We start from the raw sequence: 19,749 nt of genomic DNA on the forward strand, positions 1-19,749 counted from the left end.
GATGTGAGGAGAAAAAGGGAAGTGAGGTGGAGAGCAAGGGCCGGGGGGGTGGACAGGCCCTGGGGGGCTGGGGTGGTGAAAATGGGGGTGTTGAGCTGGGTGGCGGAGGGGGAAATGGGTGGGGGGTGGTGGGTGGTTTTGTCGGGGTGGGAGATGCGGCCCGTGTGCATGAGCTGGACGACGATGCGCCCGCCTGCGGCGTGCACGGCGCTGGTGATCTCCTGCCAGCCGGCGATGTGTGCCTCGGTGTAGATCCCGGGGGTCAACAGGTAGCCCTGGCCGTCGGCGGAGGGCTGGGTGCCTTCGGTGATGATGAAGGCCATCGACGCGCGCTGACGGTAGTACGCGCGGTTGAGGTCGGTGGGGACGCCGTCCGGCCGGGAGCGGTCACGCGTCATCGGAGCCATGGCGAGGCGGTGCGGCAGCTCGATGGCGCCGACGGTGATGGGGGTCCAGAGAGTCATTGCATCTCTTTCCGTGCAGTGGATGGTTCGGTGGTCGCGGCTCAGATCGACTTCAGCACCCGGACGCGGTCGGCGATGGCACGCCGTGCGACGTCGGAGGTGAAGGCGAGGGAGTCGAACTCGTGCGGGACGCCGGGGTGGAGGTGGAATTCGACCGGTACGCCGGCGCGGCTGAGCTTGGTGGCGTAGGCGGTGTCCTCGTCGCGGAACAGGTCGAGCTGGCCGACCTCGATGTAGGCCGGCGGCAGGCCGGTGGCGTCTGAGAGCCGGGCCGGGGCCGCCGTGGCCGGGACGTCGGACCCTCCGACGGCGTCGCCGAGGAAAGCCCGCCATCCGGTGACAAGGTCGCCGTAGTTGTAGATGAAGGGCGCAAGATGGGGATCGGGGGCGCCGGTGCGGTCGTCGAGCATCGGCATGATGAGGATCTGGCGGGCGATCTTCGGGCCGCCGCGCTCTCGCGTCAGGATTGCCACGGCTGCGGCCAGGCCGCCGCCGGCGCTGTCGCCCATCACGCCGATCCGGCCGGGGTCGACGCCGAGCTCTGCAGCGTGCTCGTGCAGCCAGCGCAGCGCCGCGTAGCCATCTTCGATCGGGGTCGGGAAGGGGTGCTCGGGGGCGCGGCGGTACTCGACCGACAGCATCGGCACGCCGCTGGCGGAGACGTAGCGGGCGAGAGTGCCGTCGAAGTGGTCGATGTGGCCGAAGAAGTATCCGCCACCGTGGAAGTACACCACCGCCGGACCCGGGGTCGCGCCCTCCTTGGAGTACCAGCGCATCTGGATCCGGGCGGCGTCGTCTGTGGTGGCGTAGCTGTCGCTCATCCGGACGTCTTCGGGGAAGGGCTGGGCGTTGCTGGAGGCTGCGAGGATCGGCTCCCAGAAGGCTCGCCGCCCCTCGACGTCATCACGTGGGGGCTGGAATGCGTCGGTTCCGCCCATCTGGGCCAGGACGTCGGCTACTTCCGGGTCGAATTCGAGTGTCATGATCTCGGCCTTTCGCTGCGTGGGGTGAATGACATAACGGGCTGATGGCTGGCCGAGCAGTCGCGGGCCACCGCCAGCGGCACTCGCTGCGCCACATCAACGCGCAGCTCACCGGAGTCGATCAGCGCAACCAGCCGCGACAACTGCTCGGCGTCGCCGCGTTCGACTGATCAAGCATGTCGTCGACCGGAATCCGGATGAAGGTCCTGCTTAACCCCGGACAAGTTGTCCGTGGTTAAGCCTGCGATGCGGCAGAGATGGACAGGGGGCGGCGAGACGGAGGACCACCGAGCGCCGCGGCATCCGGGAAGCCCGACGGGCTACTTCCGCACGGCGGACAGGAGCCGGAGCTTCTCATGGCTCGGGGAACCGGGCGTCGCGGAGAAGACGAGCAGTTCCTGTGCCGCGTCGGGGTCCACCAGCCGTTGGGGCCTTGACCCGGATTCTTGGACACAGGCTATGCGGCCGGAGCCAGGGTAGTTGGTGTCGAGCCAAGTGCCCTTTCGTAGGCGAGGGGACTGCGTTGTCCGAGTCTGGAGTGGCGGCGAACGGTGTTGTAGCGGTGCAGCCGGCGGAACAGGTCGAGGCGGGCCTCGCGCTCGTCGGCCCAGGCATTGCGCCCCAGGAGCGTCTCGCGCTTGCATGTGGCGTTGAAGGACTCGGCGAGTGCGTTGTCCGCCGAGCTGCCGACGGCGCTCATGCTCTGGACCACGCCCGCTCGGCGGCAGGCGTCAGCGAAGGCCCGGCTCGTGTACTGAGAGCCGTGGTCGGTGGCATGACGGCCCGGCCAGGCTGCTGCGGCATCGTTTGGCCGCGGCCAGTGCGTCGATGACCAGTTCAGCACGCATGTGGTCGTCGATCGCCCAGCCTGCCAGGCGCCGGGAAGCAAGGTCGATGACCGTGGCCAGGTGCAGGAACTTCCCGCCTGCCAGCGGGAGATAGGTGATGTGGATCCGTGACGGTGGTGCGATGTCTGCGTCGCAGCCGCAGTCCGGCCAGGCCGATCGTGAGTATGAGGCGGGCGACGCGCTTGTGATTGATCCCTGTCCTTCCTCACGCCGTTCGGCAGTGATTCTCGGGACGCCGTAGGTGCCGTCCGAGCCCTGGTGGACTTTCCGTATCCGGGCGCTGAGCTGCGCGTCGGCTGCCTGGCGGACCGCTCTCGCGGCTGCGGTTCGGCGCCAGTAGTAGAAGCTCGAGCGGGCGATGCCCAGTATGGTGCACAGCCGCTTCACGCCGAAGCGGCGCTGGTGGTCGGCGACGAACTGGAAGCGGTTCACCAGCGCGTCTGCCCGGCGAAATACTTCGCCGCCTTGCGCGGGATCTCGCGCTCCTCCTCCAGCTCGCGGACCTTCTTGCGCAGGGCCGCGTTCTCCGCCTCCAGGGGCGTGGGCGGCTCGGCGGGTGTCTGCGCCCTGCGGCCCCGGGGCCGACTTGCCCCGGCCGCCCGAACCCAGTTCCGCAACCTCTCCGGATTGACTCCCCGATCAGCGGCAACCGACCTGATCGTCGCTCCCGGGCCAGGTCAAGGCCCCGGACCGAGCTGACCCAACTCCGCAAGGAAATAGAAACGCCAACAGCCACCGCGGCCTCTGCCCTCGTCACTCCAGACGCGATCCGCTGCCAAAAGTAGCGCTGCACTGCACGAGACGGCTCCGGCCGAGCCGGTGAACGCATTGGCGGTCGCATTTGCCCGATCCGCTGCCCGCTGCCGTCGCGCTCCCGCAGGCGCCTCCGGCATCTTCTGCTTCTGGTCTCGTCCCATCGCATACCTTCGTGATCAAGGTGTTGCGACGACCAGTTGAATTGCCACCCGGAAGACCTCCGGGTGGCCCGCGGCCCCGCCGCGCCGGCCTTCACCTGCCTTTCGTGCCGTGTGGCGGGTGCGCCGGTGGGTGTTACTTCTTCAGGCCGAGGTTCACGAAGTCGTACGTACCGCCGTAGTTGTCGGTCGTGTAGACGTTCGCGAGCCGGTTGGAGCGCCAGGTGATGAACTTCTCGAAGACGAAGGGCATGTAGTAACCGCCCTCCATGACCTTGTGGTTGATCTCCGTGGAGACCTCGGTCTTCTTCGCGTCGTCGAGTTCCTTGACGTAGTCGTCGAAGAGGCCGTCGATCTTCTTGTCGTTGATCAGGGCGAAGTTGTTGTTGCCGCTCTCAAGGATGTACTTGCCGCTCCACAGCGGCAGACCGTAGCCCTGGACGGACGGGAAGTCCGGGCCCCAGCCCATGATGATGATGCCGTAGCCCTTCTTCTTCACGTTCGAGGGGCTACCGATGATGCCGGCGCTCTGCGCACCGTCGAACTGGTCGATCTCGACGGTGATGCCGACCTTCTTCAGCGAGGCCTGGAGGGACTCGGCGGTGGCAACCTCGACAGGCTTGTTGTTACGGACCGCGATGGTGGTCTTGAAGCCGTTCGGCTTACCGCAGGCCTTCAGCTCTTCCTTGGCCTTGGCGACGTTGCCGTTCTTGTTCGTCGTGGCCATCTCGTATGGGTCGTACTTCTGGCCCTCGGCGCCCGGGACCGACGGCGGCAGCATGTTGGTACCGATGTCACCACCGGCGACCGGGCCACCACGAGCGGTCTGCAGCGACTCATGGTCGGCGCCGTAGATCACGGCCTTGCGGCAGTGCACGTTGTCGAACGGCTTGACGCTCTGCGGGAAGACCGCGTAGCGGATGTAGCCGGAGACCGGGTTGTCCAGGTTGGCCTTGTGCTGCTTCAGGGCGGTGGTGCGGCCCTGCGGCGACAGCCCGCCGGTCTGGTTGGCGTCCAGGTCGTAGTCGCCGTTGATCAGACGCTGGTCCATGTCATTGGCGTTGGTGAAGAAGGTCAGCGTGATCTTGTCCGGGTACGCCTTGCGGATCTTGTCCGAGGACGCCTTCCACTCCGGGTTGCGGACCAGGGTCAGCGACTTGTTCGGCGTGTACGACTGGAACTTGTACGGGCCGGACGAGAACGGCTTCAGGCCGTACTTCGACTTCGTGTCCTTGTCCTGGCGCACCGGGGCCGCCGAGGTCATGGCGAGCATGTCCTCGAAGTCCGAGTTGGCCTGGGGGAGCTTGAAGATGATGGTCTTGTCGTCCGGGGTCTTGATGGCTTTCAGACCCAGCTTGTCCGCGGACTTGTCCTTGTACGGGCCCTTGTACTCGCCCTTGGGGTCAAGGACGTCCTTCAGGTAGACCGGACCGCCGGACAGCACGTCCTGCGCCCACTGGCGCTCTATGCCGTACTTGACGTCCTTGGAGGTGATGGGCTTGCCATCCTCCCAGGTGATCCCGTCACGCAGCGTGTACGTGTACGTCTTGCCGTCGTCGGTGATCTTCGCCGTGCTGGTGGCGAGGTCAGCAGTGGCCTCGGCGCCCGCGGCACCGGGCTCCGCCTTGCCGGTCACCAGGGTGCGGCTGTAGTAGCGGGAGAAGTTCCACATGAAGCCGTAGTAGCCGCGCGTGGTGTCCCACGAGTCGGCGTCCTGGGTCGCGGCGAACTTCAGCGTGCCGCCCTTCTTGGCGAGGGAGGCCTGAGCGACCTTGTTGTTCGCGGCGTTGAAGCCGGCCGCGTCGTTCTTCGAGCCGTCGTCGTTGTTGCTGCTGCCGCACGCCGCCGTGGACAGCAGTGCAGCGACCACGGCTGCGGCGGCCGCAGCCTGCTTACGCCGCCCTGTGGTGCGTTGGGTAATCACTCGGATCCTCCGTGTGTGTAGCGGCCCGTCGACAGATGACGGGTCCTGGGGGTACGGCAGTTCAGCGGGAAAAACCGGCGCTGCACGCACCGGGTCTTCTCCAGGACAACGCCCAGCTCAGCACCCGCACTTGAGACTTCCCCCGGTGCCCCTCCTTCGGTCCCGCGTACGTCTGACGCCGCTCGGCCGCGGTGCAGGAGCTACGAGAAGGAGGTCATCCGGCTGCCGACGTCAGTGCGGTCACCCGACCTGGGCCTTCGGGGCGGTCGTGGTGGATCGGGGTGGGTGCGCCGGTCAGCGGTGTGCCGGACCCGCCCCGGCGCGCCGCGACGATCTCGGCCGCGATCGACAGGGCGGTCTCCTCCGGCGTACGGGCACCCAGGTCGAGGCCGATCGGGGAGTGCAGCCGGGCCAGCTCCTCCTCGGTGACACCCGCTTCGCGCAGCCGCCGGTTGCGGTCCTCGTGGGTGCGGCGCGAGCCCATCGCGCCGACGAACGCGACCGGCAGCCGCAGCGCCTCCTCCAGCAGCGGGACGTCGAACTTGGCGTCATGGGTGAGCACGCACAGGACCGTGCGGGCGTCGGTCCCGGTGCCGCGCAGATAGCGGTCCGGCCAGTCGACCACGATCTCGTCGGCCTCGGGAAAGCGGGCCCGGGAGGCGAAGACGGGGCGGGCGTCGCAAACGGTCACGTGGTAGCCGAGGAACTTGCCCGTCCGTACGAGCGCCGCCGCGAAGTCGATCGCCCCGAAGACGATCATGCGGGGAGGTTCCACACTGGACTCGACGAAGAGCGTCACGCCGCCCGGGCAGTGCGAGCCGTCCTCCGAGACGTCGACCGTGCCGGTACGGCCGGCTTCCAGCAGCGCGCGGGTCTCGGCCACCGCCGTGCCGTCCAGCCGCGGATCGCCGCCGAGACCGCCCTCGTACGCCCCGTCTGCGCGGACCAGCAGTGCGCGGCCGAGCAGTTCGGCCGGGCCCCGGACCACACGGGCGACAGCGGCGGTCTCCCCACCGGCGGCGGCCGAGAGCGCCGCCTCGAGCACCTGTCGGTCCAGCGCGTCCCTGCGGACCGAGGTGACCAGGACATCGATCACCCCGCCGCAGGTCAGGCCCACCGCGAACGCGTCCTCGTCGCTGTAGCCGAACCGCTCCCGTACCACGCGGCCCTCCTGGAGCGCCTGGACGCACAGGTCGTACACAGCGCCCTCCACACAGCCGCCGGAGACCGAGCCGACAGCCGTGCCGTCGGCGTCGACGGCGAGCGCCGCGCCCGGCGGGCGGGGAGCGCTGCCGCCGACGGCCACCACCGTGGCCACGGCGAAGTCGCGGCCCTCCGCCGCCCACCGGAGCAGTTCGGTTGCGATGTCAAGCATCTCGGCCGGCCATCAGGGCGCGGTCGGGGCAGATGGGCAGGTGCCGGTGGCGTACGCCGGTCGCGTGCCAGACCGCGTTGGCGATCGGCGCCGCGGCTCCCACGATCCCGATTTCGCCGATGCTCTTGATGCCGACTGGTTCGTCCGGGCCGGGGTCGTCTCCCCAGTCCGCCTCGATAACGGGGACGTCCGCGTTCGCGGCGAAGTGGTGGCTCGCGAGGTCCGCGCCGACGTGTCCACCCGTGGCCCGGTCCCTGACCGCCTCCTCGTGGACTGCCATGGACAGGCCCCAGACCCTGCCGTCGACGAACTGGCTGTGTGCGGTCAGCGGGTTGACGATCCGGCCCGCGGCGGACATCCCGAGCATCCGCCGTACTCGGATCTCGCCGGTGGTGACGTCGACGGTGACCTCGGCGAACTGTCCGTCGAAGGAGTACCGCTCCTTGCTCGTCAGCCTGCCGATGGCCTCGGCGGTGCTCGAGCGGCTTTTTTGGCAGCTCTTCAACACCACGCCATGACCATCAGCCGTGGGGTCAAGGACGTCCGCCCGCTCGTCGAAGCACACGGCATGTGCATTCCTTCCTCAACTGCTCGTTTTCGTACACCAGTCGACATCGCCGGATTCCTGCACTCAGACAACACCAAGATCAAACCAGCGTGTTGATTCCGGGCAAGCCTTAAGCGCCTACGGCTGCCAGGAGTTGGAGTTTTTCGTAGTCCGGTGATCCGGGTACGGCGGAGAAGACCAGCAGCTCCTGAACCTGGTCGGGGTCCACCAGCCGCTGGCAGTACAGCTCCATCTCGCCCAGCTCCGGATGCCGGTAGCGCTTGAGGTCGTTGTGGTGGGTGACGTCCACCTCGTGCAACCGCCAGAGTTCGGCGAACTCGGGGCTGACCTCCAGCAGTGCCGCGACGATGTCGCGGGCCCTGCTCTGAGGGTCCGCCGTGTACGCCACCCGGATCTCCACGGTGAAGACCCTGCCCCGCAGGGCGTGGTCCTCGACGGGATAGAGATCGCGTTGCGCCGGGTCGGTGAACCAGCGATAGACCAGGTAGCGGGACAGTCCGTTGAAGCGGGTGTAGTCGCCCAGCAGAGCGACTGCCGGGCGGTTCTGGAGCAGGGTCTCGCCGAAACGGGACATCACCAACGCGGGTGTGTCCGAGAGCCGCTCGACGATGCGCATCATGGTCGGGCTGACGTGATCTTCGCGCAGTACCCGCCGCGGCGCAGGGTGCCCGGCGAGTTCGAAGAGGTGGTCGCGCTCGCTCAGGCTGAGGTGCAGGCCCCCGGCGAGCCCGGCGAGCACCTGCTCGGACGGCATCGGACCCCGCTGCTGCTCGATCCGGCTGTAGTAATCAACCGACACACCAGCCAGCGCCGCCACCTCCTCACGCCTCAGCCCACCAGTACGACGCCGAGAACCGCGGGGAAGCCCGACATCCTCCGGTTGCAGCACCTCCCGGCGTGCCCGGAGAAAGTCGGCCAGCAATGCCCGGTCCATCTCAACCTCCGCGAAGGATGCGCATCCAGGTCGCCGTACTGATGGAAACGCACTGCCTTCATGTGTCTCTTCTGCTTTGCCCGAGAGGTCGCGGTGGCGTCGCTTCGCACGCGAAGCAAGCCATGGTCTCTGTGGCGCCGGGTGCATCCGTAGGCTGTTGATCGTTGACGGTTGAAGTGCAGTCAAGGATAGGAACAGCCGCGCGAGGAAAGCATGTACTTTTGCGACACCAGATGGGATTCCGGCGACATCTTCAGGGAGACCTGTACCCCTGCCGGAATTCAGCGCTTCCACGGCGACGGCTTCCAGGGAACGATGTGCTCGGTGACCCTGCAGGACACCGCGGTCAACGAACTCTGCGGCTCCCCCCCCGTGAGCACCCGCGCCGTCGGGAGACATGAGCACGATGAGATCAGACTGTACGCCGGGCTGCGCGGCGCAGTGGCCCTGCAGGACCCACACGATCAGGGCGGTGACGCGTACGTCTCGGCCGGCACCTACTTCATGCACCACGTCGTGACGGAGAATGACTCCACACCACGCCCGAGATCGGCACCCGTCTTCATCTTTCCCGGCGACCCCCTGCGCTCCCTGTCGCCGGGAAACCACGCGCCGGGCAGGCCAACTCGCCCGCGGCGCAGATCCTCATGGCACACACCAGCATGGCCCAGCGGACCGTGCGCGACCTCAGCCCGGCGAGGCGCGCACGAATCCCGCAACGTTCTGCTCGAACTCTGCCGAAGAATTGGCAGGTCGGCGCAATCCACCGTACCGGAAAAGGCCTTGCGCGCAGTCGGATCACCTTACCTTGACCTTAGGCCTGTGCGGCGTGGTCGTGAGGTGGGGCCTTGCGCCTTGAGACACGAGACACTGGATCCTGAGGATCCGAGAACGGACATCTCGTGGTCATGAAGAACTATCCGCCGCAGTTCAAGGCGGACGCGGTCGCGCTGTACCAGTCGCGGCCCGAGGCGGCGATCCGGCAGGTCACTGCCGGTCTGGGAATCAACCCCGAGACCTTGCGTGACTGGGGCGGGGCAGCTGGCGCGAGCCGGCCGCGGGGGCACCGGGCGGAGGTGCCGACCGAGCCGCCGACACCATTGGAGACGAAGAACGCCGTTCTGTGCCAGAAGACGTTGTGTGACGACAACGACTCATCCCTCCCCATCGTGTGGTTATCCACGGACAACTTGTCCGTGGATAAGTACGGCCTTCATCCGGGTTGTGGGTCACGCGATGCTTGATCAGTCGCACACGGGAGGTTGAGATGGACCGGGCATTGTTGGCCGATTTTCTTCGGGCACGCCGGGAGGTGCTGCAACCGGAGGATGTCGGGCTTCCCCGCGGTTCTCGGCGTCGTACTGGTGGGCTGAGGCGTGAGGAGGTGGCGGCGCTGGCTGGTGTGTCGGTTGATTACTACAGCCGGATCGAGCAGCAGCGGGGTCCGATGCCGTCCGAGCAGGTGCTCGCCGCGCTCGCCCGGGGGCTGCATCTCAGACTGAGTGAGCGGGATTACCTCTTCGACCTGCCACCTAATCAGGGTCACCAGTCAAACCATCGAAGGAGACAGCAGCTATGAAGGCCATCGTTTTCGATACATTCGGCGGCACCGAGGTCCTGCACGAGGCGGAGACCGAGATCCCCAAGCCCGGCCCCGGCCAGGTCCGCGTCCGTGTCCGGGCGGTCGGCGTCAACCCGGTGGACGGAAAAATCCGCTCCGGGATCATGGAGGCCATCTTCCCCACCACGCTGCCCGCCGTCCCCGGCGGGGAGATCGCCGGGGTCGTCGACGCCCTCGGCGAAGGCGTCGACCGGCTGAAGGTGGGCGACGAGGTGCTGGGCTGGTCCGACACCGGCGCCTACGCCCAGTACGCACTGGCCGACGCGGCCGTCCTTGCCCCCAAGCCGGCCGGCCTGGACTGGACGCACGCCGCCGCGCTGCCGGTGGCGAGCGACGGCGCCGACCGGGTCCTGGACCTGCTCGACGTCAAGGCCGGCGAGACCCTGCTGATCCACGGCGCGTCCGGCGCACTCGGCACCGTCGCCGTCCAACTCGCCGTCGCCCGCGGCGCACACGTCATCGGCACCGCCGGCCCGACCAACCAGGAGTACGTGACCTCACTCGGCGCCACCGCGCTGGTCTACGGAGAAGACCTGGTCGAGCGGGTCCGCGCTCTCGCCCCGAACGGCGTGGACGCCGTGCTCGACGCCGCGGGCAAGGGCGCGCTGGAGGACTCCATCACCCTGCGCGGCGGCACCGACCGGATCGTCACCACCGCCGACTTCCGGGCCCGCGAACTCGGTGTCGTCTTCGCCGAGGGCCCGGCGCGGCGCTCGGCCGCCCGGCTGGCCGAAGTGGCCCAGCAGGCCGCCGACGGCGCACTGGTGACCACGGTCGGCGCGACCTACCCGCTCGCCGACGCGGCCAAGGCCCAGGAGACCAGCGATGCCGGCCACAGCCGCGGAAAGCTCGTCCTCACCGTCGACTGACCCCCTCTCCCACGAGGCGGCCCTTGCACCTGCGGGACCGGCCCCGTACGGCCGCCTGCAACCAGCCGGCGGGCCCGTGTCCGCTCGCACCCGTCGTGCGTCCAGACCGCACCCTTCCGTATCCCTTCCGCATCGAAGGAATCGCTCATGCTCACCACCGACCTGAATCCCCTGTAGCAGCCCATCCGCGCCGGACACATCCGGCTGCCGCACCGGCTGGCCATGGCCCCGATCGGGTACATACCGAGCCGCGACCGGGGCCCGGATCCGGTCGACACCGCCGGGGAAGGAGGCAGCCATGTGTACGTCCGGGTCGACTTCCGGGCACCGCATGGTGCAGCTGGACGAAACTCCTGCATGGCGGCAAACAGCCGTTTGGCGGTCTCCTCCTCTGCGGCCACGGCACGGAGCAAAGCCACGAAGGAGTCGTTGCCGCCGCTGAGGGTCATGCGTCGGACGTATGACCGGGCGATGCGCGTCGGCAACGACTTGGGATCGCCGGCCACCTCTGCCATCAGCCCCAGCTCGGCGAAGGCGGCCCGTGCGGCTGCGACGATCGCGGCCCCGCGTTCTGCTGGGCCCCGTCGGCGCTTCGCCGGCGGCTCGACGCCGCTCGCGGTGTTGCTCCCTGTGGACGATGGTCCGTCCCATACCGAAAGTGCACATCCGGCTACTAATTCATGCCCGAGTAGGGAGTGACTGGTGCGCGATCAACGCGTCGCTGTCCTCCTCTTTGATCAGAAAGAAGTCATGTCATGACTCCTGAGCCCCTCGCCCCCGCCAACACCACCGTCGTTCTCGTCGACTACGCAGTCGGTTTCGCGAACCTTCTGCGCTCCCACAACCTCGCTGAACACATCAACAACGTCGTGGGCCTGGCGAAGACGGCGAAGTGGTACGGAAGCGGTCTGGTCGTGACCAACGGCCAGTCGAGCAAGCCGTCCGGCCCGCTGTACCCGGAGCTGTTGGAGGCCATCGGTGACCAGCCGGTCATCGAGCGTGCCGTCGACTTCAACTCCTTTTTGGACGAGTCGTTCGCCCAGGCGGTCCGGGAGGAAGGCCGGGAGAACCTGGTGGTCGGTGGCGTCGCCACGGACGGGTGCGTGCTGCAGACGGTGCTGGGCGGCCTGCGCGAGGGCTACCGCGTGCACGTGGCGGTCGACGCCTCCGCCAGCCCCTCGCTCGAGGCCCACAACGCGGCGGTGCAGCGCATGGTCCAGGCCGGTGTCGTCCCGGTGACCTGGTTCTCCCTGGCCGCCGAGTTCCAGCTCGACCCCAAGTTCCACGACGCCCCGCACCGCATGCGGCTGATGCAGGAGAACGTGCCGTCCATGGGCATGAGTGCCCGGACCTTCTTTCACGCCCTCGAACTGGGCAAGCGCGCCGCCACGGCCGCCTGAACCCCTGGGGGCGGGCTCCGGCCCGCCCCCACCCCCCCCCTGCGGGGCCCGCCCCCCCCGCCTTCAGGAAAGGGATCTCGCCCGTGAACGACATACAGGAGAACGTGCCGCTGTCCGGACGGACCGTCGTGGTGGCGGGCGCGACCGGCGGCATCGGAGAGGGGATGACTCTCGCGCTGCTGCGCCAGGGAGCCACCGTCGTAGCTACCGGCCGCAGCGAGGAACGACTGGCCGGCCTCGTGGCTTACGCCAAGGACGCCGGTCCGGGCACCTTGATCACCCACACGGTCGATGTCGGTGACGCGGACAGCGAGTCGGTGCGCGCCCAACTGTCCGCGTACGGTGCGCTGGACGGCGCCGTCATCACTATCGGCGACTGGGGCAGCCCGGAGCGCACCGGCATCCTCGAGACATCCGACGCCGAGTGGCAGTCGATGATCGCGTCGAACCTGACGAGTCATTTTCACGCGTTGCGAGCGCTCACCCCGCTGCTGTCCCGGGACGGTGCCCTGGTGCATCTGAGCGGGTTCAGCGCGGAGATCCCCTACCCGTTCGCTGCACTCGTGGGCGCGACCAACGCGGCGAAGAAGTCGCTGGTGAGCTCCCTCACGGCGGAACTGGGCGGCGCCGGTCCCCGTGTCCACGAGCTGATCATCGGGCCCATCCGCACCCGCCCGCGTGCCGCGATCGGAGCGGACAGCCCCGGTTGGTTCAGTGCCGAGGACCTCGGCCGCCACGCGGGCCGCCTCATCGCCGGCGACGGCTCACACACCAAAGACCCGCTCCAGTACCTGGTGACCCGCGCCCACGGTGTACGGACCACACCGCCGGAGTAACGGATGCACACAAGCCCCTTCACCCACACGGACAACGCGGAGCATCGATGCAGACCACCGCCGGCCCACCGCCTGCGCCCAAGCACACATTTCCCGAGAGCCTTGCCACGGTCGCCATCCGGCCCGGCGACCGTGAATACGACGCCGTACGGCACACCTACACCCGCCTCGGATCCCCAGCTGCCGTGATCCGCGTCCGCGACCACCAAGACATAGCGGACACGCTGGCTCATGCCCGCACCACCGGGGTTCCCGTGACCCCCCGTAGCGGCGGCCACGGCATCAGCGGCCGTTCCACCAACGACCAAGGCATGGTCATCGACCTCTCCCGGCTCAACACCGTGGAAATCCTTGACAGCCGGTCCGGCCTGGTACGCGTGGAAGCGGGAGCCCGTTGGGGAGACGTCGCCGCAGCACTCGCACCCCACGGCCTGGGGCTGTCCTCCGGAGACACAGGAGACGTCGGGGTCGGCGGACTGGCCACCGCCGGCGGTATCGGCCTCATGTCCCGTCTGCACGGTCTGACCATCGATCACATGCGTGCCGCCGAACTCGTCCTGGCCGATGGGTCTCTCATCCGCACCGACCCCGAACACCGCCCGGACCTGTTCTGGGCCGTGCGCGGGGCGGGAACCAACTTCGGGGTGGCGACGGCCTTCGAGTTCCAGGCTCAGCCGGTGCGCGATGTGATCGTCGCCATGACCGTCTACGACGCCGCCGACACCGCCGCGTTCCTCACCCGGTGGGCGGCAGCAGTGGAGGCGGCCCCCCGCTCGCTCACCAGCTTCCTGACGCTCGTCGCAGGTCCCGGCGGGAGAGCTGTCGCCCAGGCGATGACCGTGTACGCCGGCACCGACGCGACGCAGGCCCGCGCGGCTCTCGCCCCCCTGTTGTCGGCCGGGCCGGTCCTGCGCAACCACGCAACCGTCACTCCCTACCATCGGCTGCTGCCCGCCGGACATGAGCCGCAGCACGCGCAGCAACCGCTCACCGTGTCGCGCTCCGGACTCCTGGACCACATCACCCCGCCTGCCGCCGAGAGCATGGCAGCGCTCATGAAGGCGGCTGGCATGGTGCAGCTGCGCTCGGTCGGCGCAGCGGTCAACGACACACCGTCCACGGCCATGGCCTACTCGCATCGCACTCAGAACTTCTCCCTGATGGCCGCCAGCGTGCCCGCACTGCGCGACGGACTCGACGAGCACTGGGAACGGCTCCAGCCGCATGTGAACGGGCTCTACCTGAGCTTTGAAACGCGTATCGGGCGGAGGCAACTGCAGGACGCCTTTCCCGGCCAGGTACTGGACCGGCTGGTCTCACTCAAGGCGCAGTACGACCCCGACCACGTCTTCGACAACAACTTTGCCCTGCCGTCGGTGCCGTTCCCGCACTGAAACCGAGGAGATGACCACCCGATGTCCAGCACACACCTGACCGAAATCCAGTCCGTCCCCACCTCCGGTGCACGAGGCGTTGAGCCCTTCGACCTGGACGGCATGCATCTGCTCGCCATACCGCAGCTCGCCTATGACATGCCGGACACCCCGGCGGACATGAACGGAGGAGACAGCGACACGGATCTGTTGTTGCTCAAGCGAGGGGAGCGAGGATACGAGCCGTTCCAGCGCGTACCGGCGCCTGGCGGCGAGGACGCGGAGTTCTTCCGTATCGGCGACCGTGCCTTCCTGGCCGTGGCCAGCATCCGTACGGGCAACGGCCCGTACCGGTATGCCACCTCGTCCCATGTCCTCGAATGGGACGGCACCTCCTTCGCCGAGTTCCAGTCCTTCGACAGTTTCGCCGCCAAGCAGTGGAGCCACTTCACGATCGAGGACCGGCATTTCCTGGCCCTCGCCCAAGGGGTCATCCTTCCGGGACAGGAGGCCGACAACCGGCCTTCGCAGATCTTCCTCTGGGACGGTGAACGCTTCGCCCACTTCCAGGACATCGACTCACGGTGGGCCTACAACTGGCACGCCTTCACCGTCGACGGTCACCATTTCCTGGCGCACGCCGAGCATGTGGGCCCGTCGGTGCTCTACCGCTTCGACGGTGAGGAGTTCCGGCCCCACCAGGAGCTGGCCGACCGGCACGGCCGCGCGTTCGCACACTTCACCGCGGACGGCGAATTCTTCCTGCTGGTCGCCCGGCTGCAGAGCGACTCGCAGCTGCTGCGCTGGGACGGCACCCGTTTCGTCGTCCATCAGACGCTGCAGGGACCGGGAGCACGTGAGTTCGCCGTCGTGCCAGGTCCGGACGGGACCGTGTACATCGTCCGCGTGAACTTCGTGCTGGGCACACCGGCAGAACCGACCACCGACCTCGACTCCGAGATCTACCAGTGGCGAGACGGGCAGCTGGTGCAGACGGAGACCTTCCCCACGACGGGTGCCACCGACGTCGCCACCCTGCACGACGACGAAGAGGGTCTGCTCATCGCCGTCTCCCACAGCCTCACTGCCGACGTGCGCTTCGCCGCCCGCACGGTCCTCTACCGCTTCACCCTCTGAGTTCTCCGATTCCTGTGCCCGCTCCTCCGCTCAGCGACAAGGAACGTCCATGACCGCCAACGAAAGCCCTGAGCTCGTCGACCTGTTCACCACCTACACGGCCGGTCCCACCAGCATCGGCTCCCACCTCACCCGTACCGCCGCCTCCGACACGGCCGACGCGCCACTGATCGTCGCCACCGGCACCGACTTCGCGCTCTACCTCGGCGGCGGCAAGCCCCCCACGGTCGAGGGCTTCCGCTTCTCCACCAAGGGCTTCAAGGAACTCGCCGGGATCTCCCACCTCGGCCCCGCCCTCGCCACCCTGGTGCAGCTGCGGAAGAAGTACGGCGCCCTCGGCTGGCGCGCGGACGCGGAGCGGCTTCTGGCCCAGGTGCGGCGCAGCCGGGAGGCGAACAGCGCCGAGTTGTGGCGCGACACCATTGCGGTCAAGACCTACCGCGGCCGTGAGCAGGCCATCACCGACATGGCCGACTACACCTTCGCCGTCACCGACCGCTTCCTCAGCGCGGCTCTCGATGACGAGAGCCGTCTCGATGCCGCCACCCTGCGCGGCGAGTACCTGGAAAAGGGCAGTGCCGAAGGGCACGGAACCATCATTCACATGATGATCGCCACGTTCTTCCTCACCGGGTTGGACATCTCACACCGGATCATCAGCTGGTTCCGTGAGCAGGAGATCGACTGGAGCCAGGCCATGGCGGTCATCGCCGGCAAGCAGGGGCGTCCCACCGCCGGTGTCACCTGGAACACCTCCAGCGTCGCCACCATGCTCCTGGGTGCCTCCGGCTACCAACTGCCTCTCGAACGCCTCTACATGGCACCCCACGCGCCCACCTTCACCACGCCGCGCAACGGTGACCTGTCCGAGGTGGCAGCGCTGGAAGAGCCGCTGCGCCAGATCTGGTCCAACACCCGCGCCACCGTGGAACTCGGCGATCTGATGTTCCCTGGACTGCCCCGCTACACCCCGGGACACCTCACCCTCCCAGACATCTCCGACCCGTCCGTCAACGAGATAAGCGAGATGCCCGTCATTCACGGCGCGGACGACTGGCGCGCCATGACGACCCGCCTGCGCATGGTGCTGGAGGACCCGAGGCAGCTGCTGTCCGGCTCGGTCACCGACTTCGCCGTCAGCCAGCTCGTCGCCGCCGACAACGATCCGGCCAAGGTGACCGTACCGGGCCTGGACAACGTCACCTACCCGACCGGCCTGTGATCACCGCAAGCGGAAGGTCCCGTGCCGCGGTACCTTCCGCCCGAAACCAGGAGCACAGCACATGCCCCCGTTGACCTTCGACCAAGCCCACTATCTCGACGTGGACGGCGGCAGGATCGCCTACTACGAGACGGGCACCGGCCACCACCCCGTCGTATGGGTGCACGGCCTGCCCCTGGACTCCCGCTCCTGGGCCGCCCAACAGGAGTTCTTCGACCCTCGCGCCCACAACGTCTTCCTCGATCTACGCGGCTACGGGGCTTCCGACAAACTGCCTCCCGCCGTGGACAGCGTCACCGCGTTGTACACCGCCGACCTCGCCGCCCTCATCACCCACCTCGGCCTGCAGAGCCCCACAGTGATCGGTTTCGCCTCCGCAGGGCACGTCGCCCTGAGATTCGCCGCTCAACACCCCCAGCTGCTGGGCAAGCTGGCCGTCCTCAACGGCTCACCCAAGTTCCGTCGCGGCGACGACTGGCCGTACGGCTTCGACGACATCGGCATCGCCCACTTCACCGATGCCGCCCGTGACAACGGAATCGCGGGAATCACCGACGCAGTCCTCGACCCGGGCCTGGTCTTCGCCGATATCAGCCCTGACCGTGCCGCGGAGCTCGGCTCGTGGTTCCGCGACATGAGCTACAACGCGGGCGTTGCGACCCTGCTCGGCTTCTTCGACAACATCTCACTCGACGACGACCGTCACCTGCTGCCCGCCATCACGGTCCCCACCCTGGTGATGAGCAGCACGATCGGCCAGGAGGTACCTACGAGCGTCTCCCTCTACCTCCGCCGGACCATCCCACATGCGCGTCTGGCCGAGCTCCCCGGCGCCGACCACTTCGCCTTCGCCACGCGCCCTGACCTCGTCAACTCCCTACTGCTCTCTTTCATCGACGATCGCCCCGTACCCCGTCGATGATCAGTGACCGCTGGTCTGTCCGCCTGCGGTCTTCGTCGAGGTCGACTCCGCGGAGACGGCTTCGAGATCCCCACATCCCTCCTGGCGGAAGCATCCGAACTCTACGGCGGCGTCATCCTCGGCCCGCCGCGCTGAACCGCTCACGGACCCGAGTGCCCGTGCCGGAACAGCCGCCACCCCTGGCTGCCGCCCGGTCTCGAAGGCACTGCCTCCGAGCCGACGGCGAGCCCGTTTCCTTTCCCGCTCCCGACCACCGCGGCCGAAGTCGAGCAAGTGCCGGTCGCTTAAGGAGACTTTCATGCCCCTTCCTGTCCTGTTCGGCGCGAACGTAGATCCGAACGCCCTCCCCGTCGGCCGCTCCAGTGAGCAGGCACTACTCATCGACGGCCTCGGCCTCGACCTTCTCACCATCCAGGACCACCCGTACCAAGCGGCGTTCGACGACACCTGGACATTGCTCACCTTCCTGGCCGCGCGGACGCGACACGTCACGCTCGTCCCGACGGTCAGCTCCCTGCCGTTGCGTCCGCCGGCGGTGCTGGCCAAGGCTGCGGCGACCTTGGACAGACTGACCGGCTCCCGGGTCCAGCTCGGCCTGGGCGCCGGCGCCTTCTGGGAAGCCATCGAGGCCATGGGCGGCTCCCGTCGCACGCCGAGAGAGGCCGTCGACGCACTCGAAGAGGCGATCACCGTCATCCGGGCCATGTGGAGTGGCGAGCGCAGTGTGCGGACGCACGGCGCGCACTACTCGCTCGCCGGCGTCCACCCCGGCCCGGCGCCGAGCCCCGGTCTGGGGCTGTGGCTGGGCTCGTACGGGCCCCGCATGCTGGCCCTGACCGGTGCAAAAGCGGACGGCTGGCTTCCCTCGCACGCCTACCTCGGACTCGACGCACTGCCCACGGCTGTCCGCCGCATCGACGACGCAGCTCTGGCGGCGGGCCGCGATCCGGACACGATCCGCCGGGTCTACAACATCGCCGGTGTCATCCAACCGGAGTCGGCCGGCCCGTTCCAGGGGCCCGCCGCCCAGTGGACCGAGCACCTTGTCACGCTCGTGCGCACCGTCGGCATGAACGGTTTCGTCATCTGGCCCGAACGAGACCACGGCCAGCAGATCCGCGCGTTCGCCGCCGAAGTCGTACCCGCAGTCCGCGAAGCCCTCGCACGTAAGACCTGATCACTCCCTGCGCTCGGGCCGGGCAGCACCCCTGACACAACGGCACCGGCTGTACCCGTCCCAGTCCTTTCCTCCCCAGAGCAGCGTCTTGCTTCTCACCGGCCACCGCTCTTCGCCGAAATCGTCGTGCGGCCGCGCGCAGGTCATGTCTCCTGCATCGCACGGTTGCCACGGACAACTTGTCCGTGGATAAGTACGGCCTTCATCCGGATTCTGGATCACGCGATGCTTGATCAGTCGAGCACAGGAGGGCGTATGTGGAAACAGCCATCCACCCGCCGCGCGTGTCCAGTCAGCCGAGAACGCCGGCGCTATCGGCGTGAGCAGTGCTGAGCACGAGTGAACACTGCCAGACGCAAAGACCGGGCAGCGGTGCAAGGCAGGGTGGGAAGCAGGTCGATGGCATCGCCGCCCACCGGCCCCGATGGACCAGCCATGACCATCCTGCAGCCCTCGAACTGAGGAACAGGCACGCCGCCCCCCGAACTCACACCGAAAAAGACCCGCAGCTCTGACCCTGACGCGAAGGAGAGTGAGCGTGTCCGTCGAAAATCCTGAGCCTGATAGATCTTTCACTGCCGAGGCCGCTTCGGCACCGTCTCGGCGCACGTTCATCTCTACGGCCACGGCCGTCTCAGGGGCCGTTGTCGCCGGCGGACTGGTCACGGCGCCTGCTGCCTTCGGCGGCCGGGAGGCGGTGGCCGCCGAAGGGCCTCCTGGCGGCACCGTTCACCTGTCGATCAACAGCGTCCGACACACTGTCACCGTCGACAACCGCACCTCTCTGCTCGACCTGCTGCGCGAACACCTCGACCTGACCGGTGCAAAGAAAGGCTGCAATGCCGGAGCCTGCGGCGCCTGCACCGTCCTGGTCGATGGCCACCGCGTCAACTCATGTCTGACCCTGGCCGTCCGGCTGGACGGCGTCGAGGTCACCACCATCGAGGGCCTGGCTGACGGCGACCAACTGCATCCGTTGCAGCAAGCGTTCATAGATCAGGACGCCTATCAGTGCGGCTTCTGCACCTCGGGCCAGATCGTGTCCGGTGTCGGCTGTATCAAGGAAGGCCACACCGGAACGTCCGACGAGATCCGGGAGTGGATGAGCGGGAACCTCTGCCGCTGTGGCTGTTACATCAAGATCGTTCGCGCGGTCGAGCAGGCCGCGGGCCAGAACTGAGG

The 19,749-nt window shown here is 67.9% G+C and carries 18 protein-coding genes and 3 pseudogenes; 12 read left to right on the top strand and 9 right to left on the bottom strand.

Annotated features, from left to right (window positions below; genetic code table 11):
• Together KCH48_RS40245 and KCH48_RS40250 are read right to left on the bottom strand one after the other, a co-directional pair.
• Positions 1–464, bottom strand: a pseudogene (locus KCH48_RS40245) (alkene reductase); the annotation flags it as partial.
• Positions 465–505: 41 nt separating this feature from the next.
• Positions 506–1,447 carry an alpha/beta hydrolase gene (locus KCH48_RS40250; protein WP_210582599.1) on the bottom strand — a complete coding sequence of 314 codons (942 nt, stop codon included), beginning with the start codon at positions 1,445–1,447 and terminating at the stop codon, positions 506–508.
• Between the two features lie 44 nt (positions 1,448–1,491).
• Here KCH48_RS40250 and KCH48_RS43065 point away from each other — a divergent pair, with 44 nt between their 5' ends.
• Complete coding sequence (locus tag KCH48_RS43065; RefSeq protein ID WP_277611458.1) at positions 1,492–1,617, top strand: hypothetical protein; 126 nt, start codon at positions 1,492–1,494, stop codon at positions 1,615–1,617.
• Between the two features lie 287 nt (positions 1,618–1,904).
• On the opposite strand, the gene KCH48_RS43325 is transcribed toward KCH48_RS43065, so the two are convergent.
• The 7 genes and pseudogenes from KCH48_RS43325 to KCH48_RS40285 all read right to left on the bottom strand — a co-directional run bounded on the left by KCH48_RS43325 (position 1,905) and on the right by KCH48_RS40285 (position 8,010).
• The gene (locus KCH48_RS43325) at positions 1,905–2,159 is read right to left on the bottom strand and encodes an integrase core domain-containing protein (protein WP_307841085.1); all 255 of its coding nucleotides are present in this window, start codon (positions 2,157–2,159) and stop codon (positions 1,905–1,907) included.
• A gap of 19 nt (positions 2,160–2,178) precedes the next feature.
• Positions 2,179–2,727: a DDE-type integrase/transposase/recombinase gene (locus tag KCH48_RS43330; protein ID WP_210582632.1), complete on the bottom strand. Its 549-nt coding sequence runs from the start codon at positions 2,725–2,727 to the stop codon at positions 2,179–2,181.
• Complete coding sequence (locus KCH48_RS40265; protein WP_210582629.1) at positions 2,724–2,954, bottom strand: transposase; 231 nt, start codon at positions 2,952–2,954, stop codon at positions 2,724–2,726. Before KCH48_RS40265 ends, KCH48_RS43330 begins: the two co-directional genes overlap by 4 nt.
• A 391-nt stretch (positions 2,955–3,345) precedes the next feature.
• Positions 3,346–5,133 carry an ABC transporter substrate-binding protein gene (locus KCH48_RS40270; protein WP_210582601.1) on the bottom strand — a complete coding sequence of 596 codons (1,788 nt, stop codon included), beginning with the start codon at positions 5,131–5,133 and terminating at the stop codon, positions 3,346–3,348.
• Positions 5,134–5,347: 214 nt separating this feature from the next.
• Positions 5,348–6,508 (bottom strand): XdhC/CoxI family protein, encoded by a 1,161-nt coding sequence (locus KCH48_RS40275; RefSeq protein ID WP_210582602.1) that lies wholly within the window; start codon positions 6,506–6,508, stop codon positions 5,348–5,350.
• A pseudogene (locus KCH48_RS40280) lies at positions 6,501–6,992 on the bottom strand (molybdopterin cofactor-binding domain-containing protein); the annotation flags it as partial. The gene KCH48_RS40275 and the pseudogene KCH48_RS40280, both read right to left, overlap by 8 nt.
• Before the next feature lie 193 nt (positions 6,993–7,185).
• Positions 7,186–8,010, bottom strand: coding sequence for a helix-turn-helix transcriptional regulator (locus KCH48_RS40285; RefSeq protein ID WP_210582604.1), 825 nt, complete (start codon positions 8,008–8,010; stop codon positions 7,186–7,188).
• Positions 8,011–8,918: 908 nt separating this feature from the next.
• Here KCH48_RS40285 and KCH48_RS40290 point away from each other — a divergent pair.
• The 11 genes and pseudogenes from KCH48_RS40290 (at position 8,919) to KCH48_RS40340 (ending at position 19,747) form a co-directional block, all read left to right on the top strand.
• Entirely contained in the window at positions 8,919–9,254 is a 336-nt protein-coding gene (locus KCH48_RS40290) for a transposase (protein WP_210582605.1), read from the top strand.
• Between the two features lie 23 nt (positions 9,255–9,277).
• Positions 9,278–9,571 (top strand): annotated as a pseudogene (locus KCH48_RS40295) (helix-turn-helix domain-containing protein); the annotation flags it as partial.
• Between the two features lie 14 nt (positions 9,572–9,585).
• Complete coding sequence (locus KCH48_RS40300) at positions 9,586–10,500, top strand: NADP-dependent oxidoreductase (RefSeq protein WP_210582606.1); 915 nt, start codon at positions 9,586–9,588, stop codon at positions 10,498–10,500.
• A gap of 755 nt (positions 10,501–11,255) precedes the next feature.
• Positions 11,256–11,900: an isochorismatase family protein gene (locus KCH48_RS40305; protein ID WP_210582607.1), complete on the top strand. Its 645-nt coding sequence runs from the start codon at positions 11,256–11,258 to the stop codon at positions 11,898–11,900.
• An 83-nt stretch (positions 11,901–11,983) separates the two neighbouring features.
• Positions 11,984–12,736 carry an SDR family NAD(P)-dependent oxidoreductase gene (locus KCH48_RS40310; protein WP_210582608.1) on the top strand — a complete coding sequence of 251 codons (753 nt, stop codon included), beginning with the start codon at positions 11,984–11,986 and terminating at the stop codon, positions 12,734–12,736.
• Between the two features lie 47 nt (positions 12,737–12,783).
• Positions 12,784–14,130 (top strand): FAD-binding oxidoreductase, encoded by a 1,347-nt coding sequence (locus KCH48_RS40315; RefSeq protein WP_210582630.1) that lies wholly within the window; start codon positions 12,784–12,786, stop codon positions 14,128–14,130.
• Positions 14,131–14,151: 21 nt separating this feature from the next.
• Positions 14,152–15,246, top strand: a complete 1,095-nt coding sequence (locus KCH48_RS40320) for a hypothetical protein (protein ID WP_210582609.1) — start codon at positions 14,152–14,154, stop codon at positions 15,244–15,246.
• 49 nt (positions 15,247–15,295) lie between these two features.
• The gene (locus tag KCH48_RS40325) at positions 15,296–16,468 is read left to right on the top strand and encodes a DUF5624 domain-containing protein (protein WP_210582610.1); all 1,173 of its coding nucleotides are present in this window, start codon (positions 15,296–15,298) and stop codon (positions 16,466–16,468) included.
• Positions 16,469–16,529: 61 nt separating this feature from the next.
• Positions 16,530–17,390 (top strand): alpha/beta fold hydrolase, encoded by an 861-nt coding sequence (locus tag KCH48_RS40330; RefSeq protein WP_210582611.1) that lies wholly within the window; start codon positions 16,530–16,532, stop codon positions 17,388–17,390.
• Between the two features lie 298 nt (positions 17,391–17,688).
• A complete protein-coding gene (locus KCH48_RS40335) occupies positions 17,689–18,567 on the top strand; it encodes an LLM class flavin-dependent oxidoreductase (protein ID WP_210582612.1) in 879 nt (292 codons plus the stop codon).
• Between the two features lie 538 nt (positions 18,568–19,105).
• Positions 19,106–19,747 (top strand): (2Fe-2S)-binding protein, encoded by a 642-nt coding sequence (locus KCH48_RS40340; protein ID WP_210582613.1) that lies wholly within the window; start codon positions 19,106–19,108, stop codon positions 19,745–19,747.
• Positions 19,748–19,749 lie beyond the last annotated feature (2 nt).

Source organism: Streptomyces sp. GESEQ-4 (assembly GCF_017948455.1).
Taxonomy (GTDB): domain Bacteria; phylum Actinomycetota; class Actinomycetes; order Streptomycetales; family Streptomycetaceae; genus Streptomyces.